Annotated in this window: 18 protein-coding genes and 2 pseudogenes; 10 read left to right on the top strand and 10 right to left on the bottom strand. The window is 63.3% G+C overall.

Annotated features, from left to right (window positions below):
- Positions 1–227 precede the first annotated feature (227 nt).
- Positions 228–1,505, top strand: coding sequence for an MFS transporter (locus EET10_RS25965; RefSeq protein WP_122502610.1), 1,278 nt, complete (start codon positions 228–230; stop codon positions 1,503–1,505).
- On the opposite strand, the gene EET10_RS25960 is transcribed toward EET10_RS25965, so the two are convergent.
- On the bottom strand, positions 1,461–2,381 hold the full coding sequence (locus EET10_RS25960) for an MBL fold metallo-hydrolase (protein ID WP_063467914.1): 921 nt from the start codon (positions 2,379–2,381) through the stop codon (positions 1,461–1,463). The two genes, EET10_RS25965 and EET10_RS25960, sit on opposite strands and share 45 nt — an antisense overlap.
- Positions 2,381–3,139, bottom strand: a complete 759-nt coding sequence (locus EET10_RS25955) for a LamB/YcsF family protein (protein WP_063467913.1) — start codon at positions 3,137–3,139, stop codon at positions 2,381–2,383. Before EET10_RS25955 ends, EET10_RS25960 begins: the two co-directional genes overlap by 1 nt.
- 322 nt (positions 3,140–3,461) lie before the next feature.
- Between EET10_RS25955 and EET10_RS25950 the strand changes: the two genes are divergently transcribed.
- Both EET10_RS25950 and EET10_RS25945 read left to right on the top strand, forming a co-directional pair.
- Complete coding sequence (locus tag EET10_RS25950) at positions 3,462–4,541, top strand: Rv3575c family transcriptional regulator (RefSeq protein WP_063467912.1); 1,080 nt, start codon at positions 3,462–3,464, stop codon at positions 4,539–4,541.
- Between the two features lie 232 nt (positions 4,542–4,773).
- Positions 4,774–4,992: pseudogene (locus tag EET10_RS25945) on the top strand (transposase); the annotation flags it as partial.
- Between the two features lie 62 nt (positions 4,993–5,054).
- On the opposite strand, the gene EET10_RS25940 reads toward EET10_RS25945, so the two are convergent.
- The 4 genes from EET10_RS25940 to EET10_RS25930 form a co-directional block, all read right to left on the bottom strand.
- Complete coding sequence (locus EET10_RS25940) at positions 5,055–5,831, bottom strand: bestrophin-like domain (protein WP_122502863.1); 777 nt, start codon at positions 5,829–5,831, stop codon at positions 5,055–5,057.
- A gap of 132 nt (positions 5,832–5,963) precedes the next feature.
- Positions 5,964–7,211, bottom strand: coding sequence for a PPE family protein (locus EET10_RS25935; RefSeq protein WP_122502609.1), 1,248 nt, complete (start codon positions 7,209–7,211; stop codon positions 5,964–5,966).
- 174 nt (positions 7,212–7,385) lie between these two features.
- Positions 7,386–8,183 carry a glycine-rich domain-containing protein gene (locus EET10_RS29355; protein ID WP_136624766.1) on the bottom strand — a complete coding sequence of 266 codons (798 nt, stop codon included), beginning with the start codon at positions 8,181–8,183 and terminating at the stop codon, positions 7,386–7,388.
- 1,095 nt (positions 8,184–9,278) lie between these two features.
- On the bottom strand, positions 9,279–10,661 hold the full coding sequence (locus EET10_RS25930) for an IS1380 family transposase (protein ID WP_036400547.1): 1,383 nt from the start codon (positions 10,659–10,661) through the stop codon (positions 9,279–9,281).
- A gap of 124 nt (positions 10,662–10,785) precedes the next feature.
- Between EET10_RS25930 and EET10_RS25925 the strand changes: the two genes are divergently transcribed.
- The 3 genes from EET10_RS25925 to EET10_RS30340 all read left to right on the top strand — a co-directional run bounded on the left by EET10_RS25925 (position 10,786) and on the right by EET10_RS30340 (position 13,262).
- On the top strand, positions 10,786–11,610 hold the full coding sequence (locus EET10_RS25925; RefSeq protein WP_122502608.1) for a hypothetical protein: 825 nt from the start codon (positions 10,786–10,788) through the stop codon (positions 11,608–11,610).
- 441 nt (positions 11,611–12,051) lie between these two features.
- A complete protein-coding gene (locus EET10_RS29350; RefSeq protein ID WP_136624765.1) occupies positions 12,052–12,723 on the top strand; it encodes a hypothetical protein in 672 nt (223 codons plus the stop codon).
- Between the two features lie 218 nt (positions 12,724–12,941).
- Entirely contained in the window at positions 12,942–13,262 is a 321-nt protein-coding gene (locus EET10_RS30340; protein ID WP_136624764.1) for a hypothetical protein, read from the top strand.
- Positions 13,263–13,802: 540 nt separating this feature from the next.
- On the opposite strand, the pseudogene EET10_RS25920 reads toward EET10_RS30340, so the two are convergent.
- Together EET10_RS25920 and kstR are read right to left on the bottom strand one after the other, a co-directional pair.
- Positions 13,803–14,585 (bottom strand): annotated as a pseudogene (locus EET10_RS25920) (transposase); the annotation flags it as partial.
- Positions 14,586–14,877: 292 nt separating this feature from the next.
- Positions 14,878–15,477 carry a cholesterol catabolism transcriptional regulator KstR gene (gene kstR, locus EET10_RS25915; RefSeq protein ID WP_167480275.1) on the bottom strand — a complete coding sequence of 200 codons (600 nt, stop codon included), beginning with the start codon at positions 15,475–15,477 and terminating at the stop codon, positions 14,878–14,880.
- Between the two features lie 280 nt (positions 15,478–15,757).
- Here kstR and EET10_RS25910 point away from each other — a divergent pair, with 280 nt between their 5' ends.
- The 4 genes from EET10_RS25910 (at position 15,758) to EET10_RS25895 (ending at position 21,205) form a co-directional block, all read left to right on the top strand.
- Positions 15,758–17,890, top strand: a complete 2,133-nt coding sequence (locus EET10_RS25910; RefSeq protein WP_122502607.1) for an acyl-CoA dehydrogenase family protein — start codon at positions 15,758–15,760, stop codon at positions 17,888–17,890.
- 134 nt (positions 17,891–18,024) lie between these two features.
- Positions 18,025–18,678 carry a fasciclin domain-containing protein gene (locus tag EET10_RS25905; RefSeq protein WP_063467908.1) on the top strand — a complete coding sequence of 218 codons (654 nt, stop codon included), beginning with the start codon at positions 18,025–18,027 and terminating at the stop codon, positions 18,676–18,678.
- A 91-nt stretch (positions 18,679–18,769) separates the two neighbouring features.
- The gene (locus EET10_RS25900; RefSeq protein ID WP_122502606.1) at positions 18,770–20,524 is read left to right on the top strand and encodes a cytochrome c biogenesis protein DipZ; all 1,755 of its coding nucleotides are present in this window, start codon (positions 18,770–18,772) and stop codon (positions 20,522–20,524) included.
- 105 nt (positions 20,525–20,629) lie between these two features.
- Entirely contained in the window at positions 20,630–21,205 is a 576-nt protein-coding gene (locus tag EET10_RS25895) for a fasciclin domain-containing protein (protein WP_099187770.1), read from the top strand.
- Positions 21,206–21,313: 108 nt separating this feature from the next.
- Here EET10_RS25895 and EET10_RS25890 read toward each other — a convergent pair whose 3' ends face one another.
- Both EET10_RS25890 and EET10_RS25885 read right to left on the bottom strand, forming a co-directional pair.
- Positions 21,314–22,159 (bottom strand): phytanoyl-CoA dioxygenase family protein, encoded by an 846-nt coding sequence (locus EET10_RS25890; RefSeq protein ID WP_063467905.1) that lies wholly within the window; start codon positions 22,157–22,159, stop codon positions 21,314–21,316.
- Positions 22,149–22,763, bottom strand: coding sequence for a TetR/AcrR family transcriptional regulator (locus EET10_RS25885; protein ID WP_063467904.1), 615 nt, complete (start codon positions 22,761–22,763; stop codon positions 22,149–22,151). Before EET10_RS25885 ends, EET10_RS25890 begins: the two co-directional genes overlap by 11 nt.
- Positions 22,764–22,773 lie beyond the last annotated feature (10 nt).

The following is a 22,773-nucleotide window of genomic DNA, read 5'->3' as shown; positions in this document are numbered from 1 at the left end:
GGTGACGAACTGGACGGAGCTTGAGCAACTGCGCCGCGTGCTCTGTTGGCAAGCGCGCCGTCTACCAGGAGGCGATCTCAGCGGATACTACCCGCTGTGAGCGGAGCGGCCGTCAGCGCCATCCAGACACACCACGGTGTGCCCTCCCCCGGTGGGCCGCTGAGCTTTGACTAACGTGGAGTCGACGGGCGGGTCCCCGTTACCGCCCGGGGGGAACGGAATCGTCAATGACCGATCCGAGCACCGATGATCCGCTCCCCCGACGAACCGCGCACGCTTTGGACCTATTGGCGTTTTCGCTGGCCGATGTCCGCGATGGCTTAGGTCCCTATCTCTCGATCTATCTGCTGCTGACCCACCACTGGGATCAGGCCTCCATCGGGTTCGTCATGGCCGTCGGCGGTCTCGCCGGAGTCGTAGCGCAAACGCCGGTTGGCGCGGTGGTGGACCGGACCATCGCGAAACGCGCGTTGGTCATCGTCGGCGCGGTGTCGGTCGCCGCAGCGGCATTGGCAATGCCGCTGTTCGCCGGCTTCTACTCGATCTCATTCCTGCAAGCCGTTACCGGGATCGCCGGCTCCATCTTCAATCCGGCATTGGCGGCGATAACACTCGGCATTGTCGGGCCGCGGATGTTGTCCCGGCGGATTGGTCGTAACGAATCGTTCCGGCATGCCGGTACCGCGGCGGCAGCCGCCGCAGCCGGCGGTCTCGCTTACGTGTTCGGCCCGGTAGTGGTGTTCTGGCTACTGGCCGCCATGGCGGTGATCAGCATCGGGGCAACGCTGCGGGTCCCGCCCGACGCGATTGACAACGACGTGGCCCGCGGTCTGGATCGGGCTATCGGGACACAGCACGCGCAGCCGTCCGGATTCTCGGTGCTGCTGCACGCCCGGAGACTGATGATCTTTGCCGTGGTCGTCTTCACCTTCCATTTCGCCAACGCGGCCTTGCTGCCGCTGGTAGGCCAGAAGCTGGCGCTGCACAACAAGCAGGTCGGGACGGCGCTGATGTCGGCGTGCATCGTCGCCGCGCAGGTTGTCATGGTGCCCGTCGCATATGTCGTCGGGCTCAAGGCCGACGCCTGGGGACGCAAGCCGATATTCCTGGCCGGCTTCGCGGTGTTGACCGTCCGCGCGTTCCTGTACCCACTGTGGGACAACTCGTACTGGCTTGTCGGTGTGCAGCTTCTCGACGGTGTGGGAGCCGGCATTTTCGGCGCACTGTTTCCCCTCGTCGTCCAGGACGTCACGCATGGAACCGGCCGGTTCAATGTCAGCCTGGGGGCGATAACCACCGCGTGGGGAGTCGGTGCCGCGTTGTCGAATTTGGTTGCCGGCAGGATCGTGGTCGCCGCCGGTTACGACGTGGCGTTCATGGCACTGGGCGCCATCGCGGGCGCGGGCTTTGCGCTCTATCTGGTCGCCATGCCGGAAACGGCCGCGACGGCAGGTTACGCGTCAGACCCACGGGTCCTCGCGCCGCCACACCGTCGGCAGCTGTAACGAGATGCCGTCCGCGGCGGCCAGCTCGTCGAGGACGCGCATCGACACGTCCAGGTCGTCGGCCGCATATGGTATGGCACGCAACGGTTTTGACAAAGGACGGAAGAAGTCGTCCCAGTGGACCAGGATCACCCGGCGGGCGCCGACCGCGCGCACCACCTCGGTCCAGTAGTCGACCAGATAGGACCGCGGTTGCAGGCCCAATTGGCCGACACCGAGGTAGACGACCTCGGCCCGGTACCCGTCGAGCGCGCCCTTGACGAAACCGGCGCTGCCCTGGATCAACAGCCGCCGACCCGACGAGCGGTGGCGCACCAGCGTCGACCATGCTTCACCGCAGCGGTAGGCCGACGCCCGCACCGGCGGCACCACCGGCGCGGCGATCACCCCGGGAAATCGGTCCGGCGGGCAGTGGTGCGACTCGACCAGCGTGACGTCGTAGGCACCCAGCTCGATCGGCTGCCCGGGGACCGCGACCACCAGCCGGTCTTCGGCCAGGCCGTAGCCGCGCCCGACATTGGCCGCAGACTCGCCCCCGACCAGCTGCGCGCCGGTGCGGTCGGCCACGAGTGCGGAATCCATCGCGTGGTCGATGTGGGTGTGCACCGGGATGACGGCCGCAAGCCGCGACACCTTGGCGCGGGCCAGGCAGCCGACCACCCGCGCCGGCGACGGCGCCACCTTGCCCGCGGCCACCTGCGCCAGGGTGGGCCGGGAGAAGTAGCCGTCGGTCATCAACGCCGACGAGCCGTCGTCGAGCAGCAGCGTGCTCACGCCCATCCAGAGCACCGACAACGGCGAATCAGTTTGGGCCGCAGGGACACTGAATCGGCCGGAATAGCGGGCCAGGTCGGGACGCCCAAGTTTCAGTCGCATCAGCAGAACGCCTTGATCTCGGCGCCGGAGGCCGCCAACCGCTCCCGCACCGCGGTCGCAATCTGCACCGCGCCCGGCGAATCCCCGTGCACGCAAAGCGATTCCACGGTGATGGGCACGGGTGTGCCGTCGACCGCGGTGACTGCGCCGGTGGCCACCATGGCGACCGCGCGCTCGGCGATCGCCTTGGGGTCGGCCAGTACCGCACCGGGTTCCCGGCGGGACAGCAGTTGCCCGTCGGACCGGTAGGCGCGATCGGCGAACGCCTCGGCCACCGTGCGCAGGCCGAGACGGCCGGCCTCTTCGAAGAACACCGAACCGGTCATACCCAGCACCGGCAGCGCCGGGTCGACCATGCGCACCGCCGCCGCCACGGCAGCTGCCTGCTCGCGGTGGGTGACGATCGTGTTGTACAGGGCGCCATGGGGTTTGACGTAGGACACCGCTGAGCCGCCGGCCTGGGCGATGGCCTGCAGCGCGCCGATCTGATACACGACTTCGGCAAGCAGGTCCTCGGGGTCGACGTCGATGAAGCGCCTGCCGAACCCGGACAGGTCGTGGTAGCCGACCTGGGCTCCGATGCGCACGCCGCGCTCGGCGGCCGACCGGCAGACCCGCAGCAGTCCGGCCGGGTCTCCGGCGTGGAAGCCGCACGCCACGTTGGCGCTGGTGACGATCTCGAGCATGGCGGCGTCATCACCCAGCTGCCAGGCGCCGAATCCTTCACCGAGGTCGGCGTTGAGGTCGATGGAAGCCACCTGCCCAGCTTATTGCGGGATGCCGGCGCCCGGGTGGTCGGCGGGGTCCGGTCGGTGTCGAGCGGCCGTCGCCGCGATTTGCTCGGCGATGTGGACTGCCGCCGCGCCCTGGCGCCGGCGCGGCGGGCGCGGCCATCTGCTGGCGCACTGCCTGCTTCCTCCTGCGAACCTTGCGATGCCTGACCCTGGCGGTGCCGGCGCCGTGCCGGCCGCCTCGGGACCAGGTGCGACCAGCATGAAAGCCGGGACGTCGCGGCCGCGCGAACCCACGGCGAAACCGCCGCGTAGCCGCGCCGACGGACCCGCTGTAGCCTCACCGAACGTGGGCCCCACACCTCGCCGGCGGGCGACTCTGGCGTCACTGGCTGCTGAGCTGAAGGTGTCGCGCACGACCATTTCGAATGCGTTCAACCGGCCGGATCAGCTTTCCACCGAACTGCGGGAGCGGGTGCTGGCCACGGCCAAGCGGATGGGTTACGCCGGACCCGACCCGGTGGCGCGATCGCTACGGACCCGCAAAGCCGGAGCCGTCGGCTTGGTGATGGCCGAGCCGTTGACCTACTTCTTCTCCGACCCGGCGGCGCGGGATTTCGTTGCCGGGGTGGCGCAATCGTGCGAGGAGCTGGGTCAGGGCCTGCTACTGGTCGCGGTCGGGCCCAGCCGCAGCCTGCAGGACGGCACCACCGCCGTGCTCAGCGCCGGGGTCGACGGCTTCGTGGTGTATTCGGTATGCGACGACGACCCTTATCTGCAGGTGGTCCTGCAGCGGCGGTTGCCGGTTGTGGTGGTGGACCAGCCGAAGCACCTTGCGGCAGTGTCCCGGGTCGGCATCGACGACCGGGCAGCGATGCGCAAGATCGCCGACTACGTTCTCGGGCTGGGACATCGCGACATCGGGCTGCTGACGATGCGGCTGGGCCACGACCGGCGCCAGGGCCTGGTCGACGCGGAGCGGCTGCAGTCGCCGGCTTTCGACGTGCAGCGCGAGCGCATCATGGGCGTCTGGGATGCGATGACGGCCGCCGGCGCCGATCCGGATTCGCTGACCGTGGTGGAAAGCGACGAACACCTGCCGACGTCGGGCGGCGATGCCGCCAAGGTGGCGCTGACGGCCAACCCGCGAATCACCGCGCTGATGTGCACCGCCGACATCTTGGCGCTGTCGGCCATGGATTACCTTCGCGGACATGGGATTTACGTGCCGGGGCAGATGACGGTCACCGGGTTCGACGGCGTGCCGGAAGCGATCAGCCGCGGGCTCACCACGGTGTCTCAGCCGAGTCTGCAGAAGGGCAGACGTGCCGGTGAACTGTTGCAGCGGCCGCCGCGGTCCGGTCTGCCCGTCGTCGAGCTGCTCGATACCGAGCTGATCCGGGGCCGCACCTGCGGACCCCCCGCTTAGACATTCTGGGTCTTTGCGGAGACATCCGGGATAACTCTGGACTAACTCGGTGGAGCCGTCAGAGGAAGGTATGCATGAAACTGGGATGGGTCCCACAACCGGGTTAGCTGACAGACGAACCGTGGTCACGAGTGAGCGAGGACTCATGGGCCACCGCTGCATCGGCGACACCGTCCGCGACGCAAACCGCCAGTCACATCTCGTCTCGATCACAGGGCTCCAGATAGCGATCGAGCGGGTCAACAAAGAAATCAAGCGCCGTACCGACGTCGTTGGAATCTTGCCCGACCGCAACGCCCTGATCCGCCTCGTCGGCGCGGTCCTGGCCGAACAACACGACGAATGGGCCGAATCCCGCCGCTTCCTCGGCCTCGAGATCCTCAGCAAATCACGGGTCACCACCGACACCCCGCCAGAACAGGAGGCAACCACAGCGGAACTGACCGCCTAAATCACCAAGAATCACACGACGACGTCACATACCAGTCCCTGGACTTGACCCGGCTGGCCCGGTTATGTCCCCCGGTCAACTGCGTCGAAGGTCGCCAGTGAATGCTGAAATGGTGCCGGCGTAATCCCTCCGTCGGATCTAAAAGGATGGTCGAGGGAAAACGCGATCGATAGCAGCAGGCCAAGTAGGATTGCGGTCACGCTGGTCACAATCACATGGCCCATGGTGTTTCCGAGACGCAAGAAACCCGTGAGTGCCACCAGTACAACTCCACCTGATATCAGGACACTCCATAGGAGCGTGGGTATTCGCGGCTTAGCATTAACGATCCGCATGGTGCGGTTAGACCCTAGCTGTGTCAACTCGTTAATAAATGCCGGATGGATTGGGCTGGATTCGACGCTAGGCTGCTGACTTCCCACGATGCGGTACATGCCAGTAATCGCAGCTCGTGCGCTGTCGCTGGCCTCGCCACTACCTTGCTGAGCCCATTCGGAACCCATCACTGCGCTGGTGTACTGTCGCAATAGTTGTTTTATCTGAGTTTGTTCGGGTTCTGGCATGGCGACCGTCTGTCTGTACATCGTGGTTAGCGTGGATGCTTCGGTAGCGACGGTGACCTCGGCTGAGGAGAACTGTTGCCAGGCGACGACAATGATAAATCCAAGTAGGGCGCCATAAATCAGTCCGACAACGGTAATGAAGGGCGAAATCTTCGAATTGTGTTCATCGGCAACCGCGGCGAGAACGCGATTTGCTAGCCATACGCTACTCACTGCGATTAGAATTCCGATTACTACAACCAGTAGTAAAAGCAGCCAAAGGGGTGGTTCGCTCACGGTTTCCATTTCATATAATCGATAGGAACTTTCGGCTTCCGGTGCCAAATTTGTCCTGGTGTTATGCTATTAAATGAATTGCTTCGTTTGAATCCCATCGTTTCGGACTCTCGAATTTCGGTCGGAGCCGGTTTATCCTCCCGCCAGTGGGCGTGACATTACGGTCATTTTGAGTCCGTATCGGGGTATGACGCCGGCGCGTCCGGTTGCGGCGGAGGGCATTCCGGGTAGGCCGGGCATGGCTGCGGGTGCGGCGTCGCTGGTGGGCAGTGTGCTCAGGGGGGTGGCGGCCTGGAATGTTTTGGCGGCGACGGTGGCCTGGGGTGTGGCCCAGGAGGGGGGCACCGACAGTTGTCCGATGGTGCCTGCGCTGCGCGCGGTGGCCGAGACTTGACCGCCCAGGACGCCTCCGGCGCGCATGGTTGCTCCGGATAGTGATTTGGCGATGGCATTGAGCGGGGCCAGCAGGGCCGGGGCGACTTTGGGTGCGGTGTCGGCCACGGGTTGGGCCACGCCGGAAATCAAGCCGAGGCTCTTCTCGGTATTGATGATCCCGTTGGCCATGCCGCTGACGCCGGTCACCGAGCCCATGGTGGAGTACCAGGCGAACAGGGCGTCGAGGGCGGTGAAGTCGTCTTTGAGGATCTTGGGGAGCTTCAAGGTGTTGACGAATACGCCCAATTCGTAGAGCGGCAGCCCGACCTCGGGTAGGCCGACCGCGGTCAACGCCGCTCCGATGTCTTTGAGCAGGTTTCCGATCCAGTTGCCCTTGTTCGACGGGGGCGTCGGGGGTGTGGGGGCCTTGGTGGCGGCGTGGGTGACTGCGGCGTGTTGAGCGCTGAGCCCGCCGGGGTTGGTGTCGGATTGCGGGGAGACAAACGGGGTCAGCTTCCATGCTGCGGCCGAGGCGAGGGTGTAGTCGTGCATTGCGGTGGCGTCTTGGGCCCACATCTGCAGGTATTGGGCTTCGGTGGTGGCGATCGCGGCGGTGTTTTGGCCGAAGAAGTTGGTGGCGATCAGCGCGAGCAGCTGGGCGCGGTTGGCGGCGATCAGCGCCGGCGGCACCGTCATCGTGAAGGCCTGCTCAAAGGCCGTCGCGGCGGCGGTTGCCTGGGCCGCGGTGTGTCCAGCCTGCTCGGCGGTGCCGGTCAGCCAATCCACATAGGGAATGACCGCGGCGGCCATCGACATCGACGACGGACCGCTCCACTGCATGCTGGTCAGATCTGAGACCACCGATCCGTATGTCGCGGCAGCGGAATGCATTTCCGCTGAGAGCCCTTCCCAGGACGCAGCTGCCGCGCGCATCGAGTCAGATCCGGGGCCGGCATACATCCGGGCAGAATTGAACTCTGGTGGTAACAGTGCAAAATCGAACATGGTAGCTCCGTACTGTGGATAGGTATTGGTGACTAGAGATTTCAGCGCTCGGTCGAGGAGTTGCCCTAGTGGTGCTGAACGTTTTGGAAACGGGTTGCTCCTTAAAGGCATTGGTCGGTAATGAGATTGCTGCCTTATCGCGGCGCTGACGGTCAATGGGTTTCATGCCAGCGGCTAACTAGCGATTTTTAGGACACCAGATTGGGTTAAAGCTTGAGTTAGACCGACTTTTTCCTCTTGGGCGAGCCCGCCCGGCAGTTCCCGGACATAGAAGGTGGCAGTGACAAGGATGAATTGTAAAGCGGCATAGGCGAGTTCGTTGACCCTGATGAGGGTTGCACCGTTAGCGCAGCGCACCTCTACGTAACCATCATGACGAGCGAGCCATACTTGACCGCGCCGGTCATCACGGATCATCCGCCGGTTCGGACTAATGCATCGTTCGTCGTACCAAACATCGGGTAATGACTGTCCAAATACGGCTTCATAGCGGTCGCGGAAATCTGGGAAAGTCAGCTTTTTGCTATTTGCGCGGGAACTATTTCTGAGCCCGCCTTGACCGCGCACATTGTTAGCAACGACCGGAGCGCCTGGCCGGGGCCTGCCTTGGTATCTTGATTCGTCTACAGTCGGAACGTGGTCAAGATACCGGCCGAAATGCCGCTGGCTGTAGCTTGTGTACTGAGGGGTGAACAAAATAAACGTATGCCATGCCGCATCGACAAGCCCCGAATACATTCCGATAGCGGCACCGGGTGTCAGCTCACACAGAACTAGATACTTCTTGACTTCGCTGAATACTTCGTCCGCCAAGGTATGGGTATCCGCTACCCCGTCCTTGAGCAGTCGTTCGATCACATACGGGGCGTCAAAGGCCAACGCCTGGCGCATCCCGGTCTGCAACGCTTCGGTAGCGGACTTAGCACAGTCGGCGGCCATGCGATGTCCGGAATGACTTTCGGCACGAATCACAACACGCCTTTCTCCCTTTGACTATTGGGATCGCGGGGTTCGACAACCTGCCAATTTCGAGCGCCAACCAAACTCAGCAGCCGACCACCATCACAGCCCTTACTGGATCTTGAAAAGTCTCTAATGGTAACAAGAGATTAAGATCTCGATGGCGTTGTTCTATTCCCCGTGTGCCGCATATAACTCTGCTCGTCTTGCCATTCATCCGCGCCGCCATAGGAAATGACCTCTTAGTCGAATAAGCCATGTTCCCGCCGCAGCGTGGTGCCACCCGCATATATCTCTCATGGATCGTATCCCATGTCAATAGAACCCTACTTCCTGCGCCGGGTGAAGCCCTCCATAAGAGGCCCGTCATGCCACCGCTGGCATCAGTTCTCTGGCAAGGGGCTGGACGCGGGACCGGAGGATTCCACCGCTGACCAGGCAGTTTTAGCGCACTTGTGACGGTGGCCAGATTTGGCGCAATCCTTTTTCATTTGTTTCGCGTATGGATCAATTCGATCTTTGAAACGAAGCCGGGATTCATCCGCTGTACAACGTTGTCAGCAACGGATATGGTCGCGGTTAGCATTGGATCGAAAGTTACTGTCTTACGTACTAGCCGGAGGTTGCCTTAACGTGTCGAAGGTGTTGTCAACTCTTGATCACGGATTGCGCACGTCCGGTGTAGCGGCTCGACGCCAGGATTCTTTACTGCCGGGCGCGCTCGTAACGCACATTCCTCGCAACCAACAACATCGTGACATGCCGAACTGTTGACCGTTCAACGCCGCGTGACGGATCCCGGCATGGAGATTCGTGGCGACTGGCGGAATATGTCGAAATATGTCGACGGTGTTTCCAGGTCTTTGACGACAACTGGGCCTCCCGAGCCATGGCGTTATCTCGGTTTTAGCCCGCTAAGAAAAGGACGTGTTGCTAACCCGGATGTTTCGTGGGGTTGACGTGGTGGCCTGATCGGGTCGGATTGTGGTTTTGGATCTTGATTTTCGGTTGGGGGGTGCGGTGGTGGGCCCGGGTCAGCGGCTTCTGCGGGGTTCCTTGGGCCCGGGTGGTCCTTTCTTGGGGTCGTGGGGACGGTTGGGTAGTTGGTCAGCCGGGTTGCAGGCGGGCCAACGCGGTGGTCAACACGTCGGCCCAGGGTGCGTGCGCGGCGAGGCGCAGCCGGGTTCGGCGGGCGTGGCGGGCCAGGCGGCCGGCGATCGAAAACAGCCGCAGCCGTAGTCGTTTGGGTTCCCAGCGCCGCGCCGGGTGCTCCTCGAAGGCCAGCATTTGGCACCAGGCGGTCAGCTCCATGGCCAGCTGCACCAATGCGCACCAGATCCGGTTTTGGTCGAATCCGTGCAGGGGGAGGTTGGCCAGGCCGGTGTCTTTGGCGACCCGGATGCGGTCTTCGCAGCGGGCGCGGCGGCGATGGCGCAGTTCGAGATCGGGCAGCTGCCCACGGGTGGTGTTGGTGACGAACGCGGTCAGCCGTAACCCGTCGCGGTCGGTGAAACGTAGCTGGGCGCCCGGATGAGGGCGTTCTTTGCGCACGATCAGCCGCATCCCCGCGGGCCAGTCCGACAGGTCAACGACCCCGGTTGCCTCGGTGACCCACGCCCCGTCACGGACCTGCCCATCAGCGTCGTAGGCCGGGGTCCACGCCGTCTGGGGAATCGCGTCGATGCCGGTGGCCATCGTCTCGGTGAGGGCAAATCCCAGCGAGTAGGACAGCCGGCGCGCGCTCAGGTAGTTGAGGAATTCGTGGGTGGCCCCGGCGGCGTCGGTGCGCACCAGAACTTTCTTGCCGACCCGATAGCCGACCTGAAAGGGCAATTGCTCCAGCGCGCACGCGAGGACCGTTTTGTGGTCGGCGGCGGTGTTAGAGCCGGCATTGCCGGCCCGCAGCAAGATCGCCAGCGACTCCCCCGTTCCCGCACTGCCGTGATCGACGAACGCACACAACGGGTGAAACCCAAAGCCACGCTTGAATGTTGGTGCGGCTTTCTCCTTCTCCGAGTGCGCGGTGACCAGGGTCGCATCCAAATCGATGATCAACGGGTGATCGGCATCGATCCCATGACCCGGCGAGGCCTGTCCAGCAGCCGCCCACGCCGCGGCACGTGCGGCGGCCCGCGCAGAGCCGATGGCCGCCAACGCTTTCGGGGCATCTGCGGCCAACGAAGTGATCAACCTCGACACGGTGGGATCGGATGCGACCGTACCGAACACCCCGGGTTCGGCGCGCAGCAGGCCGACATCAGCCAGGCAGTCCCCACCGAGCGCCAGCGCGATAGCCACATCGAGCACGATCTTGCCGGGGTCGTGGCTGGCCAGCGGTTTACGCCACGGCGCCAACGCGCCCGACAACGCCCCGGTCAGCCTCACCCGCTCGGCGGCACGCAGCAGCACAACCGCACCAGCATGCGACACGACACCGGTTGCACGACCATCCAACGCCAACGACGGGTAACACGACCTAGACTTGCCCACCAGATTGGTGCTCCGATTCTTGCGATGACCTGGTCCTTCAGCAAGCCAAATTATCCCAGCTCAGAGCACCTTTCTTCGTTCAACACACGCAATCAAGATCACTCAGTGTGAAAGCCCGAGGCTAATGACTCAGCTGCCGCGTAAGCCAGCGCCGATCAGCAATGCCAACCGATCCGAAATCAGCCCGACACCAGCCCAAACTCCTGGTGCACCGCGACAGCGACGCACCAGGAACGCCCTCATCGCCCTGGGAGTACTAGCACTATCCAGCGGCGTCACCGCTGCCATCAACGCCACCGGCGCTAGCGCCACCACCGACATCGGCAGACTGACGATCACCTTCACCAGCCACGACGGATTCAAGCTCGACACCTGCACAAACGACAATAGCAGCAATACCATCAGCAGCGGAACCGACAACAACTTAACAACGCCCTCCACCACTACTCAAGACACCACGGCCACTACCACCAACATAAATACCGAACCAAATATTAAGAACGACCCCGTAATCGTCGATACGTACAATGAAATTAGCGGACCCACAATCTGGGACGATGTGGACCAAAATCAAAGTAGCGGCACCAATATCCTCATTATTGAAAATCCCGAGCTCATCGAGTCGAATAAGGTCAACGAATCTAGCTTTCCCAACTATAATAACTATGATTCTGCCGACTACAATGACGGTAATCTTTCGGACAATCCCTTCACGCAAGAAAATCAAATCGAACCAATTCAATTAAATCTGAACGATGTGCGGCTAAACGTATATGATCCTAATGACCGGGCATGGCTACCGGAAATGGGACGATTTGATCACAATCAGATCAGGTATATCGAATATATGAGAGCTCATGGGAATGTGGATCAACAACTTTACTATGGGCTTGCACAACTTGTAGACGAATTTGGAGTGCCGCTCGACATCAATTGGAATGCTCCATGATAGGTGATTGACCGCCGTCCGGTAATATGTACAGGTAACCTGGTCGAGCATATTCACGGTGCGGCTTTTAGACGTTTGTTGAGCTCCTTGCGCATTTGTGCTGGGGATGCATGCACTCAAGGTGAGCGAGGTCTGAGTCTTTGCAGTTCAGTTGAATACTACCAAGATTACCAGGTATAACAGGAAAGCCGGCTCGTGTAACGCCTGGTGCGCGGAACAATGATTCTCTCGGGCGTGTGATTAACCGAATCATTCCGATGGGATTTATGCACACCTGGTGTGCCGTGGATATTCAATCAAACGCGTAAGAAGGGATTTCCATTAATGCCTCAGGTGCCGCACAAACCAACTCCGCCGGTCAATGCCGACCCGGCCGCGACCTTCCAGGCGCACACTGCAAGTCCGAGCTCGGTGCAATGGCGTGGCGCACGGAGCGCCGCTATGGCCCTGGGGGCGCTAGCACTAACCGGTGGCCTAGCTACTGCCGTCCACGCGACTGCCGACAGTTCCACCACCGACGTTGGCCGGCTCGCCATCACCTTGACTGCCCACGACGGATTCAAGCTCGACACCTGCACAAACGACAACACAAGCAATACCATCAGCAACGGAACCGACTACAGCGCAACCGCCCCCACCACCAGTCAAGACACCACTGGCAATTCCACTACCACGAATACCGAGCAAAATGTCACGACCGGACCTACGGTGGCTCAATACAACACAGACTTCATAGGGTCTGGTAGCTACGAGAACTATAATCCGAGTTACTATAATGATGATGTGGGTCTCGCAAACCCATTTGCCAGTGGTCCTTATCCTACTGATGATTCGACAACCGATCTCATAGAATTGGGTGTGATTCAAAATAATGAGAATGATATCCCAATAAATGTCATTCGCGACGAAGATAATGGCGCGAATAATGCGGGTGTGGGCATTAACCTTGGAGGCGGCGACGAAGTCGATCCATGGTTTGGATCAGCGGGTTGGTTTATTGAAGAAGTCTTTGGTGGCGGGGGTGTTAATAACAACAACGATAGCTCGCTAACCCCCGATGGCAATGAATATATAAACTACGATACCGATACCGATACCGATACCGATGGGTGAGGGTTGTGATAAGGCCGGCCAAGCATCGAAATTGCGGAGCGTCAGCCCGTTCAAATCAAGGGACGGAGCCTCTAAAGTCCATGACTTCGCGCTGATCCGTATTTGCAGAACCTCAAATTATGCAGATGATGGTAGCGATAGACGATTCGCTGGCTCAGAGGTTCTTCATTGCTAATCGGCAGGTGGGGATATAACTCACGCTGCTACTATATTTTGTTGTGAAAGAAACACTTGAAACTCCAGTACAGGAAACCTCGGAGAGTCCCGCGCCACCGGCCACAAGAATGACGCCAAGAACTGAAGTTCCGAAGATATTCAAGGCGGCGGCGTGGGTTGCTGTCGTCACTGGGACGCTTGTGATCGTCGCCGGAATATTCTTCGCGGGATTCGGGTTTGCCGTCTATGGCAATCATGCCGGCCAGCCTCATCATCGCCAGCTTGAATACCCTGCAATGGTAATGGAGGTCCCGCACGGCAATCATGGCGCGCCCAATCACGCGGCGCCCTTACCTGCGCCGTCCCCGACTCCAGGTCATTAGAAGCGGATAGCAAAGCGCTGATAGCCCAGCGCTCGCCTGAGCGCTGGGCTATTAATCTATCTGGCTACCGAGCTTGTCTTCCTGCGACTCGCCTTACCCGTCAAACCGGCCCTCCCTGTCAACCTGGGTTGGGGCGCCCGCCCCTGGCAATTAGTGATCCAAGGGCCGGGATGGAGAGACTCTCCGAGATGACGAGCAAGGTGACAACGTTGGTTCGGGCGATCGGGATGGAACATCCTGGTCGGGTGGTCGACGAATGGAATGGAACGTCTCGATTCCGAGGTGACCGAACGTGCCTGGCGACGGACATTCACCGCGAAGTACAAGCTGGAGGTGCTGCCGCCTACGGCCTAACCCTTGTCACTTCGGCTGTGTCGACTCGACCCGGGCGTTGACCTGCGGATTTCGTTAGGCCGCTGGTGGGGACTTGTGCAGTAGCTAGTTACTTCGACCTGAAAAGTGACGGGGCGGCCTGTCGGCCTTCGGCCGTGGGCAGCGGATCCCGATTTTCGGGAGCATGGAGAGCAACCCGTTGACCGGTCATGCGGCGAGGGCGCTGATCTTGACCAGGTTGTGGGCGAAGACGCCGTGTCCGGTCCAGATTCGGGTGCCCGCGGTGGTATCGATGCGGGCGCGGTCCCAGCCGTAGCCGCGTTCGAGGTGGCTGATTCGTCCTTCGCTGCCGGTTCGCCATTTGACGGTGCGGCGGAATGCTTTTCGGTGTTCTTCGGCGCGTCGGGCCTGAGAGGTTTTGCCTTTGCGTGGGATCACCACGTTGGTGACACCGAGGTCGGTGAGCTGCTTGTCGACCCCGGCTTCGCGGTAGCCGCGGTCGGCGGTGACGGTGCGCGGCGTGCGCCCGGCGCGCTTGGTCACCCGTTTGACCGCCGGAGCCAGTTGCGGCGCATCGGGCGGATTGCCCTGCTCCACAGTGTGATCCAGCACGATCCCGTCGTCGTTGTCGACGACCTGGCCCTTGTGCCCGAACTCCACCGACTTTCCCAGGCGTCCTTTGCGGATCGGGCGGGCATCGGGGTCGTGCAGGCTGACCCGCCGGGTCGCGCCATCGGGGGTGATCCCGGCGACCCGTTGCCGGATCTGGGCGACGATCTGGCGGGTCGCGGCCAGCAGGTGGGTGAGGTCGTCGATCGGGCGGGCCAGTCGCCCGCGCCGCCGCCCCGCCGCCGCTCCGCGGATAACGTGTTTTCGCAGCTCGTCGGCCTTCGCCTGCGCGCGGCGCAGCGCCCGTTTGGCGTTGGCGAGCAGCCGCTTCGCCCTGTCTTTGGCGGTGGCGGCCAGCTCGGCGAGCTCACACGATGGCCTCAATCCCTTCCGTAGCGACGGCTTGAGGCCATCCCCCCAGTTCAGCGTCATCCAACCGCGGATCAATCGCGCCGACCTTTTCAGATCGAAGTAGTTAGCTCGGCGAAAGATATCGAGTATCATTTACGGCGAAACCCGTATCCTGTTGCGCCGGAACATGGGTCGCCGGCGATGTTGCGACGTTTACCGCCAAAAGGGTTCAAAGCAGTCGGCGACGCGGCCCGCTCGGCGGCGCAGATCGCCCAGACCCACGGTGTGTCGTACCCGACGGCGCATCCGGGCGTTTGTCGATTTAGTCGCTCTCCTGACCACCGAGCAGCAGCCGCACGGCCAGATCCAGCCGCTTGCTCACGTCGGTGGCCGACGCGCGACGGGTCAGCCACGCAAGCAGATTCGACAACCACACATCCGAGATCACCCGGGCGATGTGGTACTGATCCTCGGTCGGTTCACCGTCGGCCATGGCGCGGGCGAACATGGAATCGATGAGCTTCTCCACGTGGTCGACCTCGCTGGCCGCCGAAGCGTCGGCGAAGACGTAGGCACGTGTCATCGCCTCGGTCAGCAGGGGATTGCGCTGCATCGCGCGATTGAGCTTGCCGACCATGAAGCTCAGCCGCTGATATGCAGTGCCGCCGGCCAGCGCGGAGCGGTCGGTCTTGGCGTCGATGCGGCTGAATTCCCGGCCCAGCGCCGACACCAGCAGATGGACCTTCGACGGGAAGTAGCGGTACAGCGTGCCGACGGCGACATCGGCGCGATCGGCCACGGCGCGCATCTGCACCGCCTCGTAACCGCCCTTGGACGCGATGGCCATGGTGGCATCCAGGATGCGCTTGCGGCGCTCGCGCTGTGCCTCCGAACCCAACTCGGACTCAGCCAATACCGCCACGTTCATGACCTCGCGCGGCTGCGTGTCAGAAACGCGGCCCGGACTCGTGTTCGCTGCAGACATGTAACGCGCAACTCCTCTCCGGGGCGGTTCGTCGCCGAACGATACGCATGCTGTGCGTGAATTTCCCACCTCCCGGTCGCCGCGACGACGTCGTGTACTGGCCTAATAGCTGTCGACTTGACGGTTGATCATTGTCACTATTAGAACACGTTCTAGTGGCTTTGAATGTCCCTCGACGTTTCCGGCCAGGCGAATTTCACGACGGGGAGGGCTCAACGTGGTAGCGATCGTCACCGACGAACAACTCGCGGCTCGCGAGTTGGTGCGTGACTGGGCCCGCACTTCGGCCTGCGGAGAGGCCGCGACAGCGGCCGCCCGCGCCATGGAAGGCATAGAACGAGGCAGCCCCGACGCCTGGCGACCGGTGTTCGCGGGCCTGGCCGAATTGGGAATGTTCGGCGTTGCCGTGCCGGAGGATTGCGGCGGCGCCGGTGGCAGCATCGAGGACCTGTGCGCCATGGTCGAAGAGGCGGGCAAGGCTTTGGTGCCGGGGCCGGTGGCGACCACCGCGCTGGCCGGCCTGGTGGTGCCGGATCCCGAATTACTGGCCGGCCTGGTCGCCGGCGAACGCATCGCCGGGCTCGCGCTGCAAGGCGATGTCCAGTTCGACGCCCAGACCCAACGGGTGTCGGGCACGGTTCCGTGGGTACTGGGCGCGATCGTCGGCGCGGTGGTGCTGTTGCCGGCCGAAGGCAGATGGCTGCTCGTCGATACCGCCGGCGACGGCGTGCAGGTGGAGCCGTTGCGGGCCACCGACTTTTCGCGGCCGTTGGCGACAGTGGTGCTGACGTCGGCACCGGCCACCGTGATCGCCGACTCCCGGGAGCGCGTCGAGAACCTGGCCGCCACCCTGCTGGCCGCCGAGGCCGCGGGAGTGACCCGGTGGGCGCTGGACACCGCGGTGGCCTACGCCAAGGTTCGTGAGCAGTTCGGCAAGCCGATCGGTAGCTTCCAGGCCGTCAAGCACTTGTGTGCGGAAATGCTCTGCCGCGCCGAGCAGGCCGAGGTGGCCGTCGCCGACGCGGCGCGGGCCGCCGGGGACCCCGACGACCGCCAGTTCGCCATCGCGGCCGCCGTGGCCGCCGGTCTTGGTATCGCCGCCGCCAAGGCCAACGTCAAGGACTGCATCCAGGTGCTCGGCGGCATCGGCTGCACCTGGGAGCACGATGCGCACCTGTACTTGCGCCGGGCCCACGCCAACGGTTGGTTCCTTGGTGGTGCCGAGCGCTGGCTGCGCCGCATTGCCGCGCTGACCCGCGATGGCGTTCGCCGCCGGCTGACTATCGACCTGACCGGGGTGAAACAGCTGCGACCCGCGATCGCCGCCGCGGTCGCCGACGTCGCGGCGTTGCCGGAGGAGAAGCGGCAGGCTGCCCTGGCCGATGCCGGGCTGTTGGCGCCGCACTGGCCGCCGCCGTATGGGCGCGGCGCAACCGCGGCCGAGCAGTTGCTGATCGATCAGGAGATGGCGTCGGCCGGCGTGGTGCGGCCGGACCTGGTGATCGGCTGGTGGGCGGCACCGACCATTCTCGAACATGGCACGCCCGACCAGATCGAGCGCTTCGTGCCGGCCACGCTGCGTGGCGAATTCCTTTGGTGCCAGCTGTTTTCCGAACCGGGGGCTGGTTCCGACCTGGCGTCGCTGCGGACCAGGGCGGTGCGCACCGAAGGTGGTTGGCTGCTCACCGGGCAGAAGGTGTGGACGTCCAAGGCGCACCTGGCCAAGTGGGGCGTGTGCCTGGCGCGGACGGACCCGGACGCTCCGAAGCACAAGGGCATCACCTACTTTCTGGTGGACATGACCTCGCCCGGCATCGAGATCCGGCCGCTGCGCGAGATCACCGGCGACGCGCTGTTCAACGAGGTCTTTCTGGACAACGTGTTCGTGCCCGACGAGATGGTGGTAGGCGCGGTCAACGACGGCTGGCGACTGGCGCGCACCACGCTGGCCAACGAGCGGGTGGCGATGGCCACCGGTACCGCGCTGGGCAACCCCATGGAGAAGCTGCTCGAGATACTGGCCGAGACGGAGCCCGACGTCGCCCAGCAGGACCGGTTGGCGAGGCTGATCATCCTCGCCCAAAGTGGTTCCCTGCTCGATCAGCGCATCGCCCAGCTGGCCGTCGGTGGACAGGATCCGGGCGCGCAATCCAGCGTGCGCAAACTCATCGGGGTCCGCTACCGCCAGGCGCTGGCCGAATTCATGATGGAGCTCTCCGAGGGTGGCGGCTTGGTGGACAACCAAGCGGTATACGACTTCCTCAACACCCGGTGCCTCACCATCGCCGGCGGAACCGAGCAGATACTGCTCACGCTGGCCGCCGAGCGGCTGCTTGGCCTGCCGCGTTAAGTACTCGTCGCCGTCGCGGCTGTTTCCCGGGCTTCGTACCCATCGCACCCGTCCGGGGTGGCCGTGTCTCCGAATGGCTTATGTCCGACAGGAGCGGCACACGGCCGTCTGGTGACGAAGGAGTCGAAACGAACATGATGAATGCTTGGGCCAGGACAGTCGCGGCGACGGGCCTCGCGGCGATCGCAATCGGGGGTTTCTCGGCGTGTTCCAGCAACAAATCGGCCACTGGCCAGTCGACGTCGAGCAGTATGGCGGCGCCCGCGTCGACCACGGGGATGGCCGATCCGGCGGCTGACCTGATCGGTACGGGCTGCTCGGAGTATGCCAAGCAGAATCCCAGTGGTCCCGGTTCGGTAGCCGGGATGGCGCAGGATCCGGTGGCGACGGCGGCGTCGAACAACCCGATGTTGACGACGCTGACGTCGGCGCTGTCGGGCAAACTGAATCCGAACGTGAACCTGGTCGACACCCTCAACAGCGGCCAGTACACGGTGTTCGCGCCCACCAACGCGGCCTTCGACAAGCTACCGGCGGCCACGATCGATCAGCTCAAGACGGACTCAAAGCTGCTGAGCAGTATCCTGACCTATCACGTGGTGCAAGGTCAGGCGAGCCCGGGCAAGATCGACGGCACGCACACGACGCTGCAAGGGGCCAACGTGACCGTGACCGGCCAGGGCAACGACCTCAAGATCAACGGTGCCGGGCTGGTATGCGGGGGCGTTCACACCGCCAACGCGACCGTGTACATGATCGACACGGTCTTGATGCCGCCGAGCCAGTAACCTCGGCGAAGCGGGAAAGCCCGGCTACGGCCGGGCTTTCTTCGTTGTGTGCCTGGCCCATCCGGTTGCGGGTCGGCACCGAATACCAAGCATGTTGACACTTGCGCTGATTGGCTTTGTCGGGGGCCTCATCACCGGCATCTCGCCGTGCATTCTGCCGGTGCTGCCGGTGATCTTTTTCGCGGGCGCGCAGCGCAGCGGACCAGAGTTGGCCTTGCGCAACGAGTCTGGCGGCGACGTCGCCGTGACGACGAAATCGCGGCGCGGGCTTTCGGAGACCCTGCGACCCTACCGGGTGATCGGCGGCCTCGTCTTCAGCTTCAGCGTGGTCACTTTGACCGGGTCGGCATTACTGTCGCTGCTGCATCTGCCGCAGGACGCGATTCGCTGGGTCGCGTTGGTGGCCCTGGCCGCGATCGGGTTGGGCTTGATGTTTCCCGCGTTCGAGCAGCTGCTGGAACGGCCGTTCTCGAGGATCCCGCAACGGCAGGTCGGCAACCGCCGCAACGGCTTCGGTCTGGGTCTGGCGTTGGGCGTGCTCTACGTTCCCTGTGCGGGACCCGTGCTGGCCGCGATTGTAGTGGCCGGGGCCACGGCTCAAATCGGAGTTGGCACAGTCGTTCTCACGCTGGCATTCGCGGCCGGCGCGGCGCTGCCGCTGCTGTTCTTCGCGCTGGCAGGCCAGCGGGTAGCCGAGCGGGTCAGCGCTTTTCGTCGTCGCCAGCGTGAAATCCGGGTCGCCGCTGGGATTGTGACGATCCTGCTCGCGGTGGCGCTGGTGTTCAACCTGCCCGCGATACTGCAGCGCGCCATTCCCGACTACACCAGCTCGTTGCAGGACAGGCTCGGCAGCGATCAGCAGATCCGGGAAAAGCTCAACCTCGGCGGCATCGTCAACGACCAGAACGCGCAGTTGTCGAATTGCACCAACGGCGCCACGCAACTCGAAAACTGCGGCAGCGCACCAGATCTCAAGGGAATCGTGGGCTGGCTGAATACGCCCGGCGGCCAACCCCTCGACCTGAGGTCGCTGCGCGGCAAAGTGGTCCTGGTCGACTTCTGGGCCTACTCGTGCATCAACTGCCAACGGGCCATCCCACACGTCGTCGGCTGGTACAACGCCTATAAAGACAAGGGGATCGAGGTCATCGGGGTTCACACACCGGAGTACGCCTTCGAGAAGGTCCCCGGCAACGTGGCCAAGGGCGCCGCCGATCTGGGCATCACATACCCCATCGCGCTGGACAACAGCTACTCCACGTGGACCAACTACCGCAACCGATACTGGCCCGCGGAGTATCTGATCGACGCCACCGGCACGGTGCGACACATCAAGTTCGGCGAAGGCGACTACAACGTCACCGAAAACCTGATCAGGCAATTGCTCGCCACCGCGCATCCCGGGGTCACACTCCCGGCGCCAGTGGACGCGACCGACCTCACGCCGCAACAGCAAACCACTCCCGAGACCTACTTCGGGGTCGGCAAGGTGGTCAACTACGGCGGCGGTGGTCAGTACGACGAAGGCTCGGCGACATTCGACTACCCGCCAAACCTGGCCGCCGACAGCTTCGCACTGCACGGGCCGTGGTCGCTGGACTACCAGGGGGCGACGGCCGAAAGCGATCAGTCCAGCATCAAACTCAACTACCACGCCAAGAACGTCTACGTCGTGGTCGGCGGAACCGGAACCCTCGCGGTGACCCGACATGGCCAGACCACCACGATGCCGATCAGCGGGCCCCCGACGTCGCACCAGATTGTCGCCGGCGACCGCGTCGAGAGCGGCGCGTTGGAGGTGCGGCCCGGAAAAGGGCTGCAGGTGTACTCCTTCACCTACGGCTGATTTCGATCATCGGCAATCCAAGACCGCCACAGCTCCGAATCACCAATGTCCGGCATGAACAGATGGCATACCGCCATCGACAATCACCGAAGGAGCCGATAAGCGATGAAAAGTTCAATTGCAGCAACAGGTTTGGTGGCAGCGGCAGTCGTGGGTCTGGCCGTGGCCGCCTCGCCGACCGCGGCGGCGGCCGATCTGGTGGGTCCGGGGTGCGCGGATTACGCGGCCGCCAACCCCACCGGCCCGGCATCGGTAGAGGGAATGTCGCAGGTACCGGTGGCGGTGGCGGCCTCCAACAACCCGATGCTCACCACCTTGACCTCGGCGGTGTCCGGCCGGCTCAACCCACAGGTGAACCTGGTCGACACGCTCAACAACGGTCAGTACACCGTGTTCGCGCCGACCGATGCCGCCTTCGGCAAGCTGCCGGCATCGACCGTCGACCAGCTCAAGACCGATTCAAACCTGTTGAGCCGCATCCTGACCTACCACGTGGTGCAGGGCCAGCTGAGTCCGGCCAAGGTGGTCGGCCCGCACAAGACGCTGCAGGGAGCCAACGTGAACGTGACCGGCCAGGGCAACAGCCTGAGCGTCAACAACGCGGGAGTGGTCTGCGGCGGGGTACCCACCGCGAACGCGACGGTGTACCTGATCGACACCGTCTTGATGCCACCGGCGTAGCTGCCCGTACGCAGCAACCCGCCCAGATTGCCGCCATGGCTGTCGAACCGTCAACTGTCCTCGAATCTCCAAGCCATGGCGGCAATTTCGGCGTTCGGGGTTGCTGCATCACTCGAGCAGCCGAAGCGGATGCTGGCCATCGACCGCCCCGACGAACGGCGGGTGGATGCTGTAGCCGAGCATGCGCTGAATGTCCGCAGACACCACTTTGACGATGTCGGTCGACACCGACAGGCTGAACGCTTCGAGCGGCCGCAGCCAGGGTTGGCAGTATTGTGCGGTGACTGCCAGGCGGGATGCCTCGCTGGTGTTGGCGCCGCCGCCATGCCACAGGGTGCCCAGGAAGAAAATGCACGAGCCGGCGGGCATGATCACGGACCTGGGTGTGTCGTCGGGAGTCGGCTGCCGGCCACCCCAGCGATGGCTTGCGGGAATCACCACGGTGGCGCCGTTGTCGGCGGTGAAATCGTCGATGGCCCAGATCGTGGCCGCGCCCAGTGCAGGCCGCGGTCGGGGGATCGGGTAAAAAGCATCGTCGAAGTGCAACAGTTGGCTGGATTCGCCCGGCCGGATGTTGATGACCTGTATTGCGGAGAGCAGGTAATTGGGCATCAGCAGCCGGTCGAGAACGGCCAAGGCCCGTGGATGATCGACCAACCGGTCGCATACCCGGGTCTTGGTCAGCACGCTATACAGCCGCTGCGTGCGGTGGCCCTCGAAGGAATTGCGCCCATTGTGGCTGAGCATGGGGGCCACCGCTTCCCGGATTTGCTGACATTCGTTGTCACTCAACAGGTTTTCCCAGATGACGTAGCCGTCTCGGGCCAGAGCTGCGAGGTCGGCTTCGACCACGTCGCCAGCAATCGATGCGCCCGCGCTCGGAGTCCAGGGGTAGCGGCCGGCCAGATCACCGGTCAAGTCGTCGAGCGTTGTAATGTCGCTCTTAACACTCATGTTTGGTATTCCTTTCGGCGGCAAGGCCGACAGCGCCGGCCACGAACAGCCACACTTGTTCGCAAACCTCGGCGGCGGGCGGGCGAGGTTTGCGGCTGAGCGCCAGGATGCTCATCGCATGGACACCTGACAACGTGGCTACTGCCAGCATCTGTGGGTCTCGATCAGCCGGAAGCTCACCGAGACGCTGAGCGTGCATGATGTTGCGCGCCGCGACATCAGCCAATTGCCCTACTAAACGCGTATTTTCGGCCACCACGGACCCGTCGCCCAACGGCCCGCCCAGTACCAGCGGCGCCAGCGGCTCGTCGTAGAGAAACTCCAGCCAGTCGCGGATACGCTGCCGCTCACGGTCCGCCCACGTCGGCGCGTCGTAGTTGCGCAGCGTTGCCGCCTCGCCCAGGCGGCGGTAGAAGTCCTCGACCAGCGCGATCAGCAACCCGGAGCGGGTGCGGAAATACCGGTAGGGCAGTCCGGTGCTGACTCCGGCCCTCCGCGCGACGGCAGCAACCTCCAGCTCACCAGTTTCCGCCCATTCCGCGACCGCGGCCTCGAGCAACGCGCGCTGCGTGGTGGATGACCGCGATGTCGTTGTGCTGGGCATGTCCCCAGCA

The sequence above is a fragment of the Mycobacterium pseudokansasii genome (assembly GCF_900566075.1).
GTDB classification, from domain to species: Bacteria; Actinomycetota; Actinomycetes; order Mycobacteriales; family Mycobacteriaceae; genus Mycobacterium; species Mycobacterium pseudokansasii.
This window is presented reverse-complemented; position numbering and strand designations above follow the sequence as displayed.

What these genes read in the sequence shown, in the direction of transcription:
- EET10_RS25895 (WP_099187770.1), top strand. Translation starts at nt 20,630, where the DNA reads ATGAAAAGTTCAATTGCAGCAACAGGTTTGGTGGCAGCGGCAGTCGTG.
- EET10_RS25890 (WP_063467905.1), bottom strand. Translation starts at nt 22,159, where the DNA reads ATGAGTGTTAAGAGCGACATTACAACGCTCGACGACTTGACCGGTGAT.
- EET10_RS25900 (WP_122502606.1), top strand. Translation starts at nt 18,770, where the DNA reads ATGTTGACACTTGCGCTGATTGGCTTTGTCGGGGGCCTCATCACCGGC.
- EET10_RS25965 (WP_122502610.1), top strand. Translation starts at nt 228, where the DNA reads ATGACCGATCCGAGCACCGATGATCCGCTCCCCCGACGAACCGCGCAC.
- EET10_RS25935 (WP_122502609.1), bottom strand. Translation starts at nt 7,211, where the DNA reads ATGTTCGATTTTGCACTGTTACCACCAGAGTTCAATTCTGCCCGGATG.
- EET10_RS25960 (WP_063467914.1), bottom strand. Translation starts at nt 2,381, where the DNA reads ATGCGACTGAAACTTGGGCGTCCCGACCTGGCCCGCTATTCCGGCCGA.
- EET10_RS25905 (WP_063467908.1), top strand. Translation starts at nt 18,025, where the DNA reads ATGATGAATGCTTGGGCCAGGACAGTCGCGGCGACGGGCCTCGCGGCG.
- EET10_RS29350 (WP_136624765.1), top strand. Translation starts at nt 12,052, where the DNA reads ATGGCCCTGGGGGCGCTAGCACTAACCGGTGGCCTAGCTACTGCCGTC.
- EET10_RS25885 (WP_063467904.1), bottom strand. Translation starts at nt 22,763, where the DNA reads ATGCCCAGCACAACGACATCGCGGTCATCCACCACGCAGCGCGCGTTG.
- EET10_RS25925 (WP_122502608.1), top strand. Translation starts at nt 10,786, where the DNA reads ATGACTCAGCTGCCGCGTAAGCCAGCGCCGATCAGCAATGCCAACCGA.